The 16,630-nt window shown below is 73.0% G+C and carries 15 protein-coding genes; 12 read left to right on the forward strand and 3 right to left on the reverse strand.

Annotated elements, in window-relative coordinates; all coding sequences use genetic code 11:
- Nucleotides 1-119 precede the first annotated feature (119 nt).
- Entirely contained in the window at nt 120-1,412 is a 1,293-nt protein-coding gene (locus tag C8E97_RS01485) for an MFS transporter (protein WP_121000912.1), read from the forward strand.
- A 346-nt stretch (nt 1,413-1,758) separates the two neighbouring features.
- Here C8E97_RS01485 and C8E97_RS01490 read toward each other — a convergent pair whose 3' ends face one another.
- Both C8E97_RS01490 and C8E97_RS01495 read right to left on the reverse strand, forming a co-directional pair.
- Complete coding sequence (locus C8E97_RS01490; RefSeq protein WP_121000914.1) at nt 1,759-2,061, reverse strand: response regulator transcription factor; 303 nt, start codon at nt 2,059-2,061, stop codon at nt 1,759-1,761.
- Nucleotides 2,062-2,152: 91 nt separating this feature from the next.
- A complete protein-coding gene (locus C8E97_RS01495) occupies nt 2,153-3,583 on the reverse strand; it encodes a CCA tRNA nucleotidyltransferase (protein WP_121000916.1) in 1,431 nt (476 codons plus the stop codon).
- Between the two features lie 141 nt (nt 3,584-3,724).
- Here C8E97_RS01495 and C8E97_RS01500 point away from each other — a divergent pair, with 141 nt between their 5' ends.
- The 9 genes from C8E97_RS01500 to C8E97_RS01545 all read left to right on the forward strand — a co-directional run bounded on the left by C8E97_RS01500 (nt 3,725) and on the right by C8E97_RS01545 (nt 14,433).
- Nucleotides 3,725-4,327, forward strand: a complete 603-nt coding sequence (locus tag C8E97_RS01500; RefSeq protein ID WP_246018601.1) for an NUDIX hydrolase — start codon at nt 3,725-3,727, stop codon at nt 4,325-4,327.
- A 2-nt stretch (nt 4,328-4,329) separates the two neighbouring features.
- Complete coding sequence (locus C8E97_RS01505; RefSeq protein ID WP_121000917.1) at nt 4,330-6,609, forward strand: DUF6049 family protein; 2,280 nt, start codon at nt 4,330-4,332, stop codon at nt 6,607-6,609.
- Between the two features lie 12 nt (nt 6,610-6,621).
- Nucleotides 6,622-8,235: a murein biosynthesis integral membrane protein MurJ gene (murJ, locus tag C8E97_RS01510; RefSeq protein ID WP_246018602.1), complete on the forward strand. Its 1,614-nt coding sequence runs from the start codon at nt 6,622-6,624 to the stop codon at nt 8,233-8,235.
- A 248-nt stretch (nt 8,236-8,483) separates the two neighbouring features.
- The gene (locus C8E97_RS01515; RefSeq protein ID WP_121000919.1) at nt 8,484-10,007 is read left to right on the forward strand and encodes a protein kinase family protein; all 1,524 of its coding nucleotides are present in this window, start codon (nt 8,484-8,486) and stop codon (nt 10,005-10,007) included.
- A gap of 263 nt (nt 10,008-10,270) precedes the next feature.
- On the forward strand, nt 10,271-10,888 hold the full coding sequence (gene sigM / locus C8E97_RS01525) for an RNA polymerase sigma factor SigM (protein WP_121010561.1): 618 nt from the start codon (nt 10,271-10,273) through the stop codon (nt 10,886-10,888).
- A complete protein-coding gene (locus tag C8E97_RS01530) occupies nt 10,885-11,679 on the forward strand; it encodes an anti-sigma factor (RefSeq protein WP_121000921.1) in 795 nt (264 codons plus the stop codon). The genes sigM and C8E97_RS01530 overlap by 4 nt, the downstream gene beginning before the upstream one ends.
- Before the next feature lie 93 nt (nt 11,680-11,772).
- Nucleotides 11,773-12,765 carry a thioredoxin-disulfide reductase gene (gene trxB, locus C8E97_RS01535; RefSeq protein WP_121000923.1) on the forward strand — a complete coding sequence of 331 codons (993 nt, stop codon included), beginning with the start codon at nt 11,773-11,775 and terminating at the stop codon, nt 12,763-12,765.
- Between the two features lie 26 nt (nt 12,766-12,791).
- Entirely contained in the window at nt 12,792-13,121 is a 330-nt protein-coding gene (gene trxA, locus C8E97_RS01540; RefSeq protein ID WP_121000925.1) for a thioredoxin, read from the forward strand.
- 169 nt (nt 13,122-13,290) lie between these two features.
- Nucleotides 13,291-14,433 carry an N-acetylmuramoyl-L-alanine amidase gene (locus tag C8E97_RS01545; RefSeq protein ID WP_121000928.1) on the forward strand — a complete coding sequence of 381 codons (1,143 nt, stop codon included), beginning with the start codon at nt 13,291-13,293 and terminating at the stop codon, nt 14,431-14,433.
- Between the two features lie 191 nt (nt 14,434-14,624).
- On the opposite strand, the gene C8E97_RS35130 is transcribed toward C8E97_RS01545, so the two are convergent.
- The gene (locus tag C8E97_RS35130; protein ID WP_121000930.1) at nt 14,625-15,353 is read right to left on the reverse strand and encodes a hypothetical protein; all 729 of its coding nucleotides are present in this window, start codon (nt 15,351-15,353) and stop codon (nt 14,625-14,627) included.
- A gap of 132 nt (nt 15,354-15,485) precedes the next feature.
- Between C8E97_RS35130 and C8E97_RS01555 the strand changes: the two genes are divergently transcribed.
- Together C8E97_RS01555 and C8E97_RS01560 are read left to right on the forward strand one after the other, a co-directional pair.
- The gene (locus C8E97_RS01555) at nt 15,486-16,436 is read left to right on the forward strand and encodes a helix-turn-helix domain-containing protein (protein ID WP_170211572.1); all 951 of its coding nucleotides are present in this window, start codon (nt 15,486-15,488) and stop codon (nt 16,434-16,436) included.
- Nucleotides 16,411-16,590 (forward strand): DUF397 domain-containing protein, encoded by a 180-nt coding sequence (locus C8E97_RS01560; RefSeq protein ID WP_121010564.1) that lies wholly within the window; start codon nt 16,411-16,413, stop codon nt 16,588-16,590. Before C8E97_RS01555 ends, C8E97_RS01560 begins: the two co-directional genes overlap by 26 nt.
- The last annotated feature ends 40 nt before the right edge of the window (nt 16,591-16,630 follow it).

Here is a 16,630-nt window from a genome sequence, read left to right on the forward strand (position 1 = left end):
CCGGGCGTCTGACCCCGGGAGGCCGGACCCGTCACGGGTCCGGCCTTCGCGGTTCGCCGGGTCGGCCCCCGGCGCACGGCGGGTCCGGCCACCGCGATCGCAAGGCATAGGCTCGTCGGGTGACCAGTGCCGGGACGACCACGGCGAAGCACCACCTTGGTGTCCGGCGACTCCTCGCCACGGCGGACTTCCGCAGGCTGTTCGCCTCGCGGCTCGCGTCCCAGTGGGGCGACGGGCTGTTCCAGGCCGGGCTCGCCGGCGCGGTGCTGTTCAACCCGGAGCGCCACGCCGACCCGCTCGCCGTCGCGGCCGGGTTCGCCGTGCTGCTCCTGCCGTACTCCGTGGTGGGCCCGTTCGCGGGCGCGCTGCTCGACCGGTGGGACCGCCGCCGGGTGCTGGTCGTGGCGAACCTCGTGCGCGGCGTGTTCGTCCTGCTCACCGCCGCCGCCGTCGGGCTCGGCCTGGACGGCGTGCCGCTGTACGCGGCGGCGCTGTTCGTCACGGGCGTGAGCCGGTTCGCGGGCTCGGGCCTGTCCGCGTCCCTGCCGCACGTCGTCGCGGAGGAGCACCTCGTGGAGGCGAACGCGTTCGTCACCACCCTCGGCGCGCTCATGGCGGTGTTCGGTGCGGGTTGCGCGGTGGCGCTGCGGCAGGTGTTCGGCGCGGGCGACGGCGGCTCGGCGTGGACCACGGCGGTCGCCGTCCTCGGCTCGCTGGCCGCGGGGTACCTGGCGTCCCGGTTCGCGCGTGGCGCGCTCGGGCCGGACGAGGTCGACGAGCCGAGGCGCACGGCCACCGCCGTGGCGCGCGGCCTGCTGGACGGCGGGCGGGCGGCGTGGCGGACGCCCAGCGTGGCCGCCGCGCTGCTGGCGCTGCTCGCGCACCGGGCCGCGTTCGGGGTGTCCCTGCTGCTCACGCTGCTGCTGATGCGCCACGCGTTCACCGACGTGGGCCCGCTGAAGGCGGGCATGGCCGGTCTCGGCGAGATCGCCGTCGCGGGCGGCGCGGGCATCCTGCTGGCGGGCCTGATCACGGACCGGATCGTGGACGTGCTCGGCCGCCGGGGGACGGTGTGCGGTGCGCTCGGCCTGGCCGCCGCGAGCCAGCTCGGGCTCGGCCTGCCGATGCTGCTGCCGACGACGCTGGCCGCGTCGTTCGTGCTGACGTTCGCGGGCCAGGTGATCAAGCTGTGCGTGGACGCGGCCGTGCAGAGCGACATCGGCGACGAGGTGCGCGGTCGGGTGTTCGCCCTCTACGACACGCTGTTCAACGCGACCCAGGTGGGCGCGGTGGCGGTGGCGGCGATGGTGGTCCCGCTGGACGGCCGCTCCCCGGCCCTGATCGTGGCGGCGACGGCGTCCTACGTGGTGGGCATCGTGGTGTTCGTGAACTGGCACCGGATCAGCAGGTAGTAGGCACCGATCAAAGTATCCTGGCACCGGAAAAGAAGGTTGACGCGGTCACACCCGGTCGCGCTGTGTTTAATTGGCCTCGGCTTCGCCTCGGCGGCTCGGCCGCCTTTTAGTCGGCAGGTCGCGCCTGATTTTCCTGCGATCGAAAAGCGTGATCGCAGGAAAATGAGGCACGACCTGCCGACGCGGCCTCGCGGTGCGGGAGCGGTGATGGCGTGAAGTGCCATGCGACCTGGTATCGGCTGGCCTACCTGCTCCCGCGCCGCGAGGCCGCGTCGGCCTGTCCCGCCTGATTTCTCGCCGATCACGCTTTTCGATCGGCGAGAAATCAGGCGGGATGGGCCGACTAAAAGGCGGCCGAGCCGCCGTCTGCGGAGCAGCGGCCATTAGACACAGGCACCGGCAGTCGGATCAGGCCCGTCTCGTGCGCGAACACCACCGCCGCCATCCGGTCGCGCAGGTTCAGCGTGCGCAGGATCTCGTCCACCACGGCGCCGACCTGGCGTTGGCTCACCGCGAGCACGCGCGCGATCTCGTGGTCCGCCAGGCCCCTCGCCAGGCACCGCAGCACGGCCCGCTGGTGGTCCGACAGCGCGGACAGGTCCTGCGCACGGGCGCTTCCCTCCGCGGACAATCCCCAAGCGTTCATGCACCACCACCCCCAGTGTGCGTACGACGCACACAGTCATGGTGTCGCAACTGCCTGTCACTTGGCTAACGGAAAGCGGGTGATTCCGCCGTCACACGGGCGGCTCGATGCCCTCCGACCGCGCCCACGCGTACAGCTCCGCGACCGCCTCGTCGTGGTCGAGCGGCCCGCGGTCCAAGCGCAGCTCCTTGAGGAACTTCCACGCCCGGCCCACCTGCGGGCCCGGCGGGAGGCCGAGCAGCCGCATGATCTCGTTCCCGTCCAGGTCGGGCCGCACGCGCCGCAGGTCCTCCTCGGCGGCGATCCGCTCGATGCGCCGTTCGAGGTCGTCGTACGTGCGCTGCAACGCGTTGGCCTTGCGCTTGTTGCGCGTGGTGCAGTCGGCGCGCACGAGCTTGTGCAGCCGGGGGAGCAGGGGACCCGCGTCGGTCACGTACCGGCGGACCGCCGAGTCCGTCCACTCCCCGGTGCCGTAGCCGTGGAACCGCAGGTGGAGGTACACGAGCTGGGCGACGTCCTCGACGACGTCCTTCGCGTACCGCAATGCCCGCAAGCGTTTGCGGACCATCTTGGCGCCGACCACCTCGTGGTGGTGGAACGACACGCCGCCGCCCTCCTCGAACCGCCGGGTGTCCGGCTTGCCGATGTCGTGCAGCAGCGCGGCCAGCCGCAGCACCAGGTCCGGCTCCGGCGAGTCCTCCAGGTCGATCGCCTGGTCGAGCACCACCAGCGAGTGGTGGAACACGTCCTTGTGCTGGTGGTGCTCGTCGATCTCCAGCTTCATCGCGGGCAGCTCGGGCAGCACGACGTCCGCCAGCCCCGTCGACACCATCAGCTCGACGCCCGCGCGCGGGTGCGCCCCGGTGAGCAGCTTGGACAGCTCCACCTGCACCCGCTCGGGGGTGATCCGGGACAGCTCGTCCGCCATCGAGGTCATCGCCTCGACCACGCGCGGGGCGGGGGTGAAGCCCAGCTGCGAGACGAACCTGGTCGCGCGCAGCATCCGCAGCGGGTCGTCGGAGAACGACTCGCGCGGCGTCGCCGGTGTGTCCAGCACCTTCGCGGCGAGCGCAGCCCGCCCGCCGGTCGGGTCCACCAGCACGCGCCCCACCAGGTCGAACGCCATCGCGTTGACGGTGAAGTCACGGCGCGCGAGGTCGCCCTCGACGGTGTCGCCGAAGGTGACCTCGGGGTTGCGGGTCACGCCGTCGTAGGCGTCGGCGCGGAACGTGGTGATCTCCACCGTCTGCCCGCGCTTGGCCGCGCCGACCGTGCCGAACGCGATGCCGGTGTCCCAGATCGCGTCCGCCCAGCCGGCCAGCAGCTTCTGCACGGCGGGCGGGCGGGCGTCGGTGGTGAAGTCGAGGTCGCCGGACAGCCGTCCCAGCAGGGCGTCGCGGACACTGCCCCCGACCAGGTAGAGCCGGTGGCCGGCGGCGGCGAACCGCTCCGCCAGCTCGTCGGCCACGGGGAAGGCGCTCAGCAGCTCCACCACGTCGGTGGACACGTTCGATCCGGACACGAAGAGCCAGCGTACTGGTCGCGGTCGCCGGCCCACCCGGTCGTGCGACGATCACCGCGGCGCGCACCTCCACCCGATCGGTCACCACCGGCAACGGGGCTGCCACGTCCCGTAATTGCTGGTCGGCACTACCATCAGGACATGCCCCACTCGTCCGGTCGCTCCGGCGGTCCCAAGCCGAGGCGCCGGAGCCGACGCCGAGGCCGCCGCCTGAAGACGGTGGACGAGACCTCGGCGGGCGGGCTGGTGCTGGACGCGCCGCACCGGGCCGCCGCGATCATCGGGCGGCTGGACCGGCGTGGCAGGCTGCTCTGGTCACTGCCCAAGGGCCACATCGAGGCCGGCGAGACCGCGGAACAGACCGCGGTGCGCGAGGTCGCGGAGGAGACCGGTATTCATAGCAGGGTGCTCCGGCCCCTCGGCTCGATCGACTACTGGTTCGTCGCCGAGGACCGCCGGGTGCACAAGACCGTCCACCACTTCCTCCTCGAAGCGCTGGGCGGCGAGCTTTCCGACGAAGACGTGGAGGTCACCGAGGTGGCGTGGGTGCCCCTTGGCGAACTGGACGAGCGGCTCGCCTACGCGGACGAGCGGCGTCTGGTGCGCCGTGCCGTCGAACTGCTCGCCGGGCCGGGCCCGGTCGGCCCGGTCCGGGCGGGCGCGAACCGGGCCGGTGCGCGCCGGACGGCGTCGGACCCGGCCGGGCTCGACCTGGCCGACGCGGGTGTGGACGGAGCGGAGTAGGCGTGAAACGGCTGCTGTCCGCGCTCGCGGCGGCTGGACTCCTGCTGGTGGGCACGCCGGCCTCGGCGGCTCCCGCCGACGGCGGGCGCATCCCGGTGAAGCCCGCGCCCGCGACCCAGGTGTGGGCGACCCGCCCGGCCTCCTACCAACCGGGCGGCACGGTCCAGCAGCGGCTGCGGCTGGACATCGAGAACCTGTCGCCCAGGGTGGTCACGGCGGGCGCGGACTCGGTCACCATCTCCGGCAAGGTCGTCAACGTCGGTGACCGCGACATCTTCGACCTCGAACTGCGCCTGGAGCGCGGCGACCCGCTGACCGGCGAGGAGGACGTCCGCCACGCGCTGCGCGAGCCGGCGGGCGCCGAGTCCGTCCAGCCGTGGTTCACGCCGATCGCGGGCGAGTTGCGGCGCGGCGAGAGCAAGCCGTTCAGCCTGACCGTGCCGGTGAACGGGCCGGGCAACACGTCGCTGCGCATCGACCAGCCGGGCGTCTACCCGATCCTGGCCAACATCAACGGCCGCCCCGACTACGGCGACCGCGCCCGCCTGGCCGCGCTGAGCACCCTGCTCCCGGTGCTCGCGGTGCCCGGCGGCGCGACCCTCGGCGCGCCGCCGAACCCGGCGAAGATCACCCTGCTGTGGCCGCTGGCCGACCGGCCCCGGATGGTGTCCGGCGGGCTGGAGCCCGTGCTCACCGACGACGACCTGGCGACCTCGCTGGCGCTGGGCGGACGCCTGCACAGCCTGCTCAAGGCGTACGAGTCGGCGCTGGACGGCCCGCTGGGCTCCGCCGTGTGCCTGGCCGTCGACCCGGACCTGCTGCGCACCGTCCAGGCGATGAGCCGGGGCTACCAGGTCCGCGACCAGGGCGCGGGCAAGGGCCGCAACGACGCCGAGCTGTGGCTCGCGCAGGTCAAGCTGCTGGCCGGCGGCCGGTGCGTGGTGGCGCTGCCCGACGCGGACGCCGACCTGGTCGCGCTGTCCCGCGCCAAGCTCGCCGACCTGTCGGCGCTCGCGAACAAGGGCGCGGACACGGTCCGGGAGGTGCTCCAGGTGCAGGCGCTGCCCGGCCTCGCGTGGCCCGAGGACGGCGTGATCGACCAGCAGACGCTCAGCGACCTCGTCGCGCAGGGCATCACGTCGCTGGTGGTCGACCAGTCCGCCGTCGCGGGCACGCCCGGCACCGGCCCGGTGCGCCTGGACGCGGGCGCGGGCAAGCCCGTCACGGCGGTCCGGGTGGACGGGATGGTGTCCGACGCGCTGCGCGGCCCGGTCGTCGCCCGGCCGGTGGCCGGCATCACCACGCCGTCCGAGACCCTGCCGGTGTCCGTGCAGAACGCGCTGGCCGCGCTCGCCTTCCGGACCGGTTTCCAGGGCGACGGGCGGAACGTCGTGATCAGCCCGCCCCGCCGCTGGAACGCGCCGACGGGCGAGGTCAACACGTTCCTCCAGATCACGAAGTCGCTGGTGGCCGGCGGGTTCGCCACGCCGCTCGGGCTCGACGCCCTGCTCGGCGCGCCGCCCGAGCGGACCGCGGCGCTGAGCTACCCGGTCGAGGCGGGCGCGCAGGAGGTGCCGCCCGCGGTCACCGCCGACGTGGCCGCGTCCTGGCACGAGCTCCAGCGGCTGCACGGCGCCATGAACCAGCAGGACGCGGAGTCCACCAAGCCGGGCGCGCTGGTCGACCCGCTGCGGCAGGGCCTGCTCCGGTCGGTGTCCGGCGCGTGGCGCGGCAACGAGGCGGGCGCGCGGGCCGCGCTGGCCATCGCCGACGACCAGCTCGGCGCGCTGCGCGGCCGGGTCACGGTGAGCGAGCCGAACAGCCCGATCCTGCTCGCGTCCGCCGACAGCCCCATCCCGGTGACCATCCGGAACCGCCTGGACGTCCGGATCACCGTGCGGATCGTGGTCGAGGACACGCCGGGCATCATCGCCCAGCAGCTGCCCGACCAAGTGCTGCCCGCGCGCGGCGACCGGCAGCTCACCGTGCCGGTGGAGGTCCTGCGGTCCGGGCGGTTCCCGGTGCACATCCGCCTGACCACCCCCGACGGCGTCGAGCTGGGCGAGCGGGCCCGCCTGGAGGTGTCCTCCTCGGCCTACGGCACGATCACCATCGTCATCACCGTGCTCGCCGGCGCGCTGCTGGTGCTGCTGTCCGCCCGGCGCATCTTCCGGCGGGCACGCGCGTCGCGGTCGGCGGCGGCCGCTCCGCCCGCTCCGGCGCGGGGGGCGCCCGCCGACGCGGGCGGCGCCGTCACGCCGGAGAAGTCGAGCACGAGCTGAGCGGGGCCCGCGGTGGTCGACCAGCCGAAACCCCCGTCGGTGGCCAGGGCCTCCGGGTCGATGGCCGTCGCCACCGTCGTCAGCCGGGCGACCGGGCTGCTGTCGAAGCTGCTGCTGCTCGCCGTGCTCGGCTCGACCACGCTCAACGACTCCTACCAGGCGGCCACGGCGCTGCCGACGATGATCAACGAACTGCTCCTCGGCGGCGTCCTGACCAGCGTGGCCGTCCCGCTGCTGGTGCGGGCCGAGCGGGACGACGGTGACGGCGGCGAGTCGTACGCGCAGTGGCTCATCACCATGTCGGCGGTGCTGCTCGGCGTCGGCACGCTGGTCGCGATCGCGTGCGCGCCGCTGCTGACGTCGCTGTTCGTCGCCGAGCGCTCCGAGGCCGATCCGGAGCTGGTCACCGCGTTCGCCTACCTGGTGCTGCCGGGCATCGTGTTCTACGGCATGTCGGCGCTGCTGGGCGCGATCTTGAACACCAAGCACGTGTTCGGGCTGCCCACGTGGGCGCCGGTGCTGAACAACGTCGTGGTGGTCCTGACGCTCGGCGCGTACTGGCTCGTGCCGGGCGCGATCAGCGTCGACCCGGTGCGCATGGGCGAGCCGAAGCTGCTGGTGCTGGGCCTGGGCACGATGCTGGGCGTGGCGGTGCAGGCGCTCGTGCTGGTGCCCGCGCTGCGGCGGGCGGGCATCCGGTTCCGGTGGCGGTGGGGCTGGGACCGCAGGCTCGGCGAGTTCGGCGGCCTCGCGGGCTGGGTCCTGCTGTACGTGGCCCTGGGCTTCGTCAGCATGATCGTGTTGACGCGGGTCGCGTTCCACGACACCGGCGCGCTGGTCGCGTACAACCTCCAGTGGCTGATCGCCCAGGTGCCCTACGGCGTGCTGGGCGTGTCGCTGCTGACCGCGCTGATGCCCCGGATGTCGCGCTCGGCGGCGGCGGGCGACACCGCCGCGCTGGTCGGCGACCTGTCGTTCGGCAACCGCATGTCGGCGGTCCTGCTGATGCCGTTCAGCGCGCTGATGACGGTCGGCGGCGTGTCCATCGGCGTGGCGCTGTTCTCGTACGGCGAGTCGACCGCCGAGGAGGGTGCGCGGATCGGCACGGCGCTGGCGCTGTCGGCGTTCGGCCTCGTGCCCTACGCGATCACGCTGCTCCAGCTGCGGGTGTTCTACGCGTTGAAGGACGCGCGGACGCCGACGCTGATCCAGGCGATCATGGTGGCCGTCCGGATCGCGCTGCTGTACGCGTTCCTGGCCTGGACGCCGACCGACAAGCTCGCGGTCGGGGTGTCGGTCGCCATGTCGCTGAGCTTCGTCGTCGGCTGCCTCGTCGGGCAGGTGTGGCTGCGCGTCCGGCTGGGGCGGCTGCGCACCGGTTACACGGTGTGGACGATCTGCCTGACGGTGGTCGCGTCGGCGATCGGGTTCGCGGTGGCGGCCGGCCTGGCGTGGCTGCTGATCCGGGTGACGGGCGTGGCGGACGAGGTGGTCCGGGCGTGGGTGCGGGTCGTGGTGCTCACCGCGGTGGGGCTGCCGCTGACCTTCCTGGCGCTGGCGGTGCTCCGCGTGCCCGAGGTCCGGCCGGCGGTGGCCGGCGCGCTGCGCGCCGTGCGGAGGCGGTGAGCCGTGCCCGCGTCCGGGCCGCCGGTGATGCCGGGCACGCCGACCGGACCGCCGGTGGTCCGGTTGGGCCGCCCGCCGACCGGGTACCACCGTCACGGGCGGCGGCGGGAGTCCCCGGTCGCCGCGGGTTCCCGTTCCCCTGGTCGCGTTCCGCTTACCCGAGGTGAAGCCGGTGGTGCACAAGATCAGTCGACTGGCGGGGTGGCGATGAGCGCGCCGCCCGAGCCGATTCCCGTACCCTCGGGCGCGTGAGCAGCGGCCCGATCCAGAACACCTCGCTGGTGCCCGGCGGGGTGATCGGCGACGGACGCTACCGGCTGCTGGCGCGGTCCGGCGTCGACCGGCGCTGCGACGCGCACCTGTGGCGCGCGCGGGACGGCCAGCTCAACCGCGACGTGGCGCTGACCGTCCTGGTCGGCAACCCGGCGGACCGCGCGGCGCTGGCGAGGGCCAAGCGCACCGCCGAGCGCGCGATGCACGCGGCCAGCTTCACGCACCCCGGCGTGGCGAGGGTGATCGACGTGCTCACGCCGGGCGCGGGGATCAGGTTCGAGGAGGGCATCCTCGGCATGGTCGTGGCCGAGTGGACGCAGGGCACCGACCTGATGGACCTGATCGCCGAGGGCCCGCTGCCCGCGGGCGCGGCGACCCGGCTGCTGGAACCGCTGGGCGCGGCCATCGAGGGCGCCCACCACGCGGGCCTGGTGCTCGGCGCGGACCACCCGCAGCGCATCCGCGTCACGGCCGACGGGCGGCTGCGGCTGGCGTTCCCCGGCCCCCGGCCGGAGGCGATCGCGCGGGACGACGTCAAGGGCCTGGGCGCGATCCTCTACCTGCTGCTGACCGGCCGGTGGGCGCTGCCCGGCGGACCGGAGGGCGTGCCGGTCGCGCCGACGGGCCCGGACGGCGCGGTGGTCGCGCCGAGCGCGTTGCACCCGTACGTGCCGCACGAGCTGTCGTCGGTCGCGGTGCGCTCGCTGGAGGACACGAGCGTCGGCGGCATCCGGACGTCGGCGGCGATCCTCCAGGTGCTGGACCAGATCGCGGAGTCCGAGGCGCAGACGGCGCTGATCAAACCGGTGCCCGACGCCTCGGACGACGGCGCGGTGTGGACGACGCAGCGGCCGGAGCGCGGCAAGGACCACCGGCGCAAGCTGCTGATCAGCGTGGGCGTGCTGGCAATCGCGACGCTGGCCGTGCTGGTGTGGCTGGGCGTGCAGATCGTGAGCTTCTTCAGCGACGAGCCGACCAAGGGCGGCGGTCCGACGGTCGTCATCGGCCAGACCGGCCAGCCCGCCTCGGGCCAGCCCGCGCCACCCGCGCCGAACCCGGCGGGTCCGGTGCAGCCCGCGTCGGTCGGCGTCTACGACGTGACCAACCAGCCGGACAACGCGAGCCGGGCGGGCCGGGCGGCCGACAACGACCCGACCACGGTCTGGCAGACGGAGAACTACTTCCAGCCGTTCCCGTCGCTGAAGCCGGGCATCGGCCTGATGGCGTCGTTCGCCGAACCGGTGAAGCTGGCGTCGGTGACGATCACCTCGCCGAGCGAGGGCACGGTGGTGGAGGTGCGGGTGGCGGCGTCGGAGGGCGCGCCGCTGGAGGAGACGAAGGTCGTCGCGACGGCGACCCTGTCGGCGGGGCAGACCCAGGTCCAGCTCGACGAGCACGACGCGAGCCGGCACGTCCTGGTGTGGGTGACGAAGCTGGCGGGCAGCGGGCGGAACAACAAGTCGGAGATCGCCGAACTGGTCTACACGCGGGCGCAGTAGCCCCCGTCCGGAACCGCACCGGACCGGGCCGGGTCCACCCCGCCCGGCTCGGCCACCCGCCCCAACCGACCACCACCACCGGACCGACCACCACCACCGGACCGGCCACCACCACCGGACCGACCACCGCCGCGCCCGGGGCAGCCCGCCCCGGTCGGCCGCCACCGCCGCCCGCCACCGGTCACCGTGCTGACAGCGGGTTGCGACGATCATCCGAACGGGTGATCTAGGTGTCACTGGTGTGGGCCGATACGCTCTGCCGCGTGACCGCCGCAGCCAGCTCGGACGCAGACCTCATCGCGGCCCACGCCGCGGGCGACCCGCACGCGTTCTCGGAACTGGTGAAACGGCACCGAGATCGGATGTGGGCGGTCGCCCTCCGCACGCTGCGCGACCCCGAAGAGGCGGCGGACGCGCTGCAGGAGGCGTTCATCTCCGCCTTCCGCGCCGCCGCGAGCTTCCGGGCCGAGTCGCAGGTCACCACCTGGCTGCACCGAATAGTGGTGAACGCCTGCCTCGACCGGATGCGCCGCAGGCAGACGCGGCCGACCGTGCCGCTGCCCGAGGCCGGGCCGGGCGAGCCCGCCGCGCCGCGCGACGCGATGGCCGAGCGGGAGACGCGGCTGGTCGTGCAGGAGGCGCTGGCCGAGCTGCCGGAGGAGCAGCGCGCCCCGATCGTGCTGGTCGACGTGGAGGGATACTCCGTGGCCGAGACGGCGCAGCTCCTCGGCATCGCCGAGGGCACCGTGAAGTCGCGGTGCGCGCGGGGTCGCGCGAAGCTGGCCAAAGTTCTGGGGCACCTCCGGAACCAGAGTGCAGATGCGAACGTCCCAGTGACCGATGTGCAGGTGCAACAGGGACGTCAGTTGGAGGAACGATGACCGGCAATGCGCGGCGCTCCGGGCCGCCGTGGTCCGTCGACCTGCTGGCCGATCTGCACGCAGGCGTCCTTGACCCGCGGACCGAGGCCGAGCTGCGGCAGGCCGTCGCGAACGACCCCGAGGCCCAGGGCGTCCTGGCCGCGCTGGACGCCACGGTGGCCGACCTGCGCGCACTGCCGCCGATACCCGTGCCGCGCGAGGTCGCGGACCGGCTCGACGCGGCGCTCGCGGCGGAGGCCCGCGCGGCGACCGCGCCGCGGGCCGGGCGGCAGGCACCCGCGCAGGCCCCGTCGGGCGACGCCGGTGCGGGCGTGGCGCCGGTGGTCGACCTCGCCGCCCGGCGGCGCAGGAAGCAGCTCGGCTGGGGCGCGGGCCTGCTCGCCGCGGCGGCCGTCGCGGTCGGCGTGGTCGTCGTGTCGACGCAGGGCAACACGGCCGCGCCGCCCGCCGACCACCAGGCGCAGCCCGGCACGTCGAACACGCCGGTGACGCAGCGCCTCGCGGTCAAGGGCAACGACTTCGGGCCGGTCTTCGGCGACGTGCTGAAGGCGCAGAACTACGGCCCCCTGGAGAACCAGGACAAGCTGGCGGGCTGCCTGCGCGGCGGCGACATCGTCGGCTCGAAGCCGCTGGGCGTCAGCCCCATCGCCCTGGACGGCCGGGACGCCGTGATGGCGATCCTGCCCGGCGGGAAACCCGGAGCGTTCCAAATCGTGGTGCTCGACCCCGAGACGTGTGGTCCCGACAACCCGAACGGGGTGCTCGCCAAGAGCAACATCACCCCTGAGTAGCCCACCTCACCCGATCGGCGAGGAATCACCGCACCCTACGATCCGTTGAACGCAGTGCAGGCCAACGCCTGTCACGACTAACGGAGGTCGAGGGTGTCGGACGTTCGGAACCTGATCGTCGTGGGATCGGGGCCCGCCGGGTACACCGCGGCGGTCTACGCGGCGCGCGCGCAGCTCGAACCGCTGGTGTTCGAGGGCTCGCAGTACGGCGGCGCGCTGATGACCACGACCGAAGTCGAGAACTACCCCGGCTTCCGCGACGGCATCATGGGCCCCGACCTCATGGAGCAGATGCGCGAGCAGGCCAAGCGGTTCGGCGCGGAGCTGCGCGCCGAGGACGTGGAGTCGGTCGAGCTGGAGGGCGACGTCAAGTACGTCACCGCCAACGGCACCCGCTACGCGGCCAAGGCCGTGGTCCTCGCGATGGGCGCGGCGGCCCGCTACCTGCACGTGCCCGGTGAGCAGGAGCTGCTGGGCCGGGGCGTGTCGGCGTGCGCGACCTGCGACGGCTTCTTCTTCCGCGACCACGACATCGCCGTGGTCGGCGGCGGCGACTCGGCGATGGAGGAGGCGACCTTCCTGACGAAGTTCGCCCGATCGGTGACGATCATCCACCGCCGCGAGGAGTTCCGCGCCTCCCGCATCATGCTGGAGCGGGCCCGCGCCAACGAGAAGATCAAGTGGCTGCTCAACGCCGAGGTCACCGAGGTCGTCGGCGAGGGCTCCGTGTCCGCCGTGAAGACTCGGGACACCCGCACCGGCGAGGTCACCGAGCACGCGTTCACCGGCTTCTTCGTCGCCATCGGCCACGACCCGCGCAGCGAGCTGGTGCGCGGCCAGGTCGACGTGGACGACGAGGGCTACGTCAAGGTCCAGGGGCAGAGCACTTACACGAACGTGGCCGGCGTCTTCGCCGCGGGCGACCTGGTCGACCACACCTACCGGCAGGCGATCACCGCGGCCGGCTCGGGCTGCGCCGCCGCGATCGACGCGGAGCGCTGGCTCGCCGAGCACGGGACCGCGGCGGCCGCGGTCACCGCCGAGCACGTGGGCGGCGGTTACAGCGAGCCCGTCACCACCAGCTGAAGCACTTCCCGACAGAGGAGAACAACATGGCAGGCTCCACCGTGCCGGTGACCAAGGACACGTTCACCGAGGACGTGCTCCAGAGCAGCAAGCCGGTCCTGGTCGACTTCTGGGCCACCTGGTGCGGCCCCTGCAAGATGGTCGCGCCCGTCCTGGAGGAGATCGCGGCCGAGCACGCCGAGAAGATCACCGTCGCCAAGCTGGACATCGACGCCAACCCGTCGATCGCCCGCGACTACCAGATCATGTCGGTGCCGACCATGATCCTCTTCCAGGGCGGCAAGCCGGTGAAGCAGATCGTGGGCGCCAAGCCCAAGGCCGCGCTGCTCAGCGACCTGTCGGAAGTCCTCGCCTGAGGCAACCCGCCACGTGGCCCGTCCGTCAAACCAAAGACGGACGGGTCACACTTTTGTTGGTGGGTAACCACTCGTTGTAGCCCTCCGAGGGCCGCCCGCACGAGCAAGGCACAATAGGTCGTCAGGTTGAGCGTCGGCGAAGGTCGGCGCCTTAGCGAACGAGGGGTACATGCCGCTTCTCCGCCGCGGGGACTTCGGTCCGGACGTCGCCGAGGTCAGGGCCACGCTGACGCGTCTCGGGCTGCTGTCCGACCCGCAGCCGTCGCAGGTGTTCGACCTGCCGGTCGAGCACGCAGTGCGCGCGTTCCAGCAGCAGCGGGGTCTCATCACCGACGGCATCGTCGGCCCGGCCACCTACCGCGCGCTGCGGGACGCGACGTTCCGGCTGGGTGACCGCCCACTGGCGTACCTGATGTCCCAGCCGGTGACGGGTGACGACGTCTTCGCGCTCCAGGAGCGCCTGCTGGAGCTCGGCTACGACGCCGGGCGGCCCAACGGCGAGTTCGGCAGGCAGACCGAGCAGGCCCTGCGCAGCTTCCAGCGCGACTACGGCCTGATCGTGGACGGCATGTGCGGCCCCGACACGGTGCGCGCCCTGCGCCAGCTCCAGCCCAAGGTGCGCGGCGGCAGACCGGTGTTCCTGCGCGAGCAGGAGCGGGTCCGCCGGGCCGGGCCGAGGCTGTCCGGCAAGCGCATCATCATCGACCCCGGCCACGGCGGCGCGGACCGCGGCGTGGTGGTGGACGGCGTCTCCGAGGCCGACGTGATGCTCGACCTCGCCCGGCTGCTCGAGGGCAAGATGGCCGCGACGGGGATGGAAGCGCTGCTCACCAGGGGTCCGAACCACTGCCCGGACGAGGGGGAGCGCGCCGCGTTCGCCAACGAGGCGGGCGCGGACCTGATCCTGTCCCTGCACAGCGACGCCAACCCGTCGCCGCTGGCGGCGGGGGTGGCGAGCTTCCACTTCGGCACCGGCAACGGCACGTCGTCCACGGTCGGGGAGGCCCTGGCGGGCTACATCCAGCGGGAGCTGGTCGCCCGGACGGGGATGCTGGACTGCGGTACGCACCCCAAGACGTGGGACATGCTCCGCATGACGCGCTGCACGGCGGTCCGCGTGGAGGTCGGCTACCTGACCAACGCGGGCGACCGGGCCCGCCTGGCGAACCCGTCGTTCCGCGACGTCGTGGCCGAGGGCATCCTGGTGGCCGTCAAGCGCCTGTACCTGCTGGGGCAGAACGACCAGCCGACCGGCACGTTCACCCTCGACGACCTCATGCGCCACGAGCTGACCACCGGCCAGGCCCGGTAGCGGGCCACCGGCTCCGGCCGGGTGCCCGCCGACCAGGCACTTCCCGCCCGGCCACGGACCGCGCACGCGAGCGGGCCGGTCAACGCGCGGGCCGGTCAACGCGCGGGCCGGTCAGCGGGCAGGTCGGTCGACGGGCGGAGCAGTCAGCGGGCAGAGCAGTCAGCAGGCGGACCGGTCAGCGAACGGGGCAGTCAGGGGCGGGGCAGGTGGGCGGCGACCTCGGCGATCGCGTCGAGTGACTCGTGGTCGAACCGCCCACCGGGCCCGTTCTCGGCCTCGGCGACCGCGACGCCCGCGCCGTCGCGGTCGCTGCCGTAGCGCAGCCCGGTGAAGGTGACGTCGTCCAGCTCCAGCACCCGCGCGCCCAACGGGGTGATGTCGCCGCTGCCCTGCACGTCCACCAGGTCTTGGAACCGGCGCGCGTCCGCCGAGCCGGCCAGACCGACCCAGGCCACCGACACCACGGCGGTGTTGCCCGCCTCGTCGGCGACCGCGAACAGCACGCGGTCGAGGTAGGCGCAGCGGTGGGTGGCGACGAACTCCCGTACCTGGCCGAACGTGACCGCGACGCACTCGGCCTGCTGCTTGGCGGTGCGCTTGACCTGCCGCAACCCCATCCGCTGCCAGGCGCCCTCCGGCTCACCACGCCGCGCGGCCCGCTGCCCCTCGCTCTTGCGGGCGCGTAACTGCCCCGCCGAGCCACCCAGCCGCACCGACCCGACCCCGGCCTGTGCCACCCCGGCCTCCGCCACCGCACCCGCGCCGGCACCCACCGCACCGGTGCCCGCACCCGCACCGGCGGAGAGGACGCCCAACGCGGCCACACCAGCCACCACCACACCCGCGCCACCCTTGCCCTTGCCCTTGCCCTTGCCCTCGATCGGACGGAACCGTCCCTGTTCATCGGTGTATCCCTGCATATTCCACCCCTTGTGTATTAGGCTGATCGGCCTAATGACCGATCACGCGCAGGGTAGCGGCAGGGTCCGACAAAACCGGGTGGCCGGCTGCCCGGCTTGCCCACCGGTCAAGTCGGGTGGCGGGCTGATCCCTTGGGGTGGATTCCACCCCTGATCGGGTCGTTTGCGCTGGTCGAGCCGCTAGCGTCCACCGCCGTGAAAACCGAACGCCTCACCACCGTCCGCAGTCGGGAGCTGGGCGCGGAGCTGCGCGAAGCCCGCACTCGGATCAACCTCAACGCCGACAAGCTGTCCAAGTCGCTCGGCTGGTCGGCCAGCAAGGTCAGCAGGCTCGAACACGGCCAGCGCGGGGCAGACGAGTTCGACCTGGGCGCCCTCCTGGGCCGCCTGGAGGTCGACGCGGCCAGCCGCGCCCGCATCCGCCGCCTGATACGGGAGCAGGACCTGGGCTATTTCCTCCGTGCACACGCCGGACGGGTCGCGGACAGCCTCACCTGCCTGATCATCCACGAACGGGCGGCTATCACGATGTGCAAGTACGAGCCGATGCTCATCCCCGGCCTGCTCCAGACCGAGTCCTACGCCCGCACGGTCCTCGAACTGAACGGGCACTCGCCCGACGTCGTGGCGGAGCAGGTGCCGGCCCGCATGGCACGGCAGTCGGTGCTGACCGGTCCCAACTCGCCCGCGGCGGAGTTCTTCATCCACGAGACGACGCTGGGTGCCAGGATCGGTTCCAACCGGATCATGCAGGACCAACTGATGCGACTGTCCTTCATGAGCGAGTGGGCCCGCATCCGCCCACGCGTGATCCCCGCGTCGGTGGGCGGTCACCCGGCCATGTCCCACTCCTTCAACCTGATGACCTTCACCCCACCGGTCGGGCCGGTCGCGTACGTCGAGTCCGACGTCGCCACCGTGTTCGTCGAAGACCCCGACGCCATCCGGGCCTACCAACGCAAACGTCAAGTCCTCGCGGGGCTTGCGCTCGATGCGGAACAATCGCGGTCGGCGTTCGCCCGCTGGGCGGACTTCTACGACCGTCGAGAGGACCGCGATGCCCCAGGCCCTGACGTGGCGTAAGAGCAGCCACAGCGGTGGCGCGAACACCGACTGCGTCGAGATCGCCCAAGCCGGCCGCTCAGTGGCCGTCCGGGACTCCAAGAACCCCACCGGTCCGGTGATCGCGTTCCCGTTGGTCAAGTGGCAGGCGTTCCTGGACGCACGACGCGCCTGACCGTCGTCCAACCGTCGACAACTGCCCGATCTCGTCCATA

This window comes from Saccharothrix australiensis (assembly GCF_003634935.1).
Taxonomy (GTDB): Bacteria; Actinomycetota; Actinomycetes; order Mycobacteriales; family Pseudonocardiaceae; genus Actinosynnema; species Actinosynnema australiense.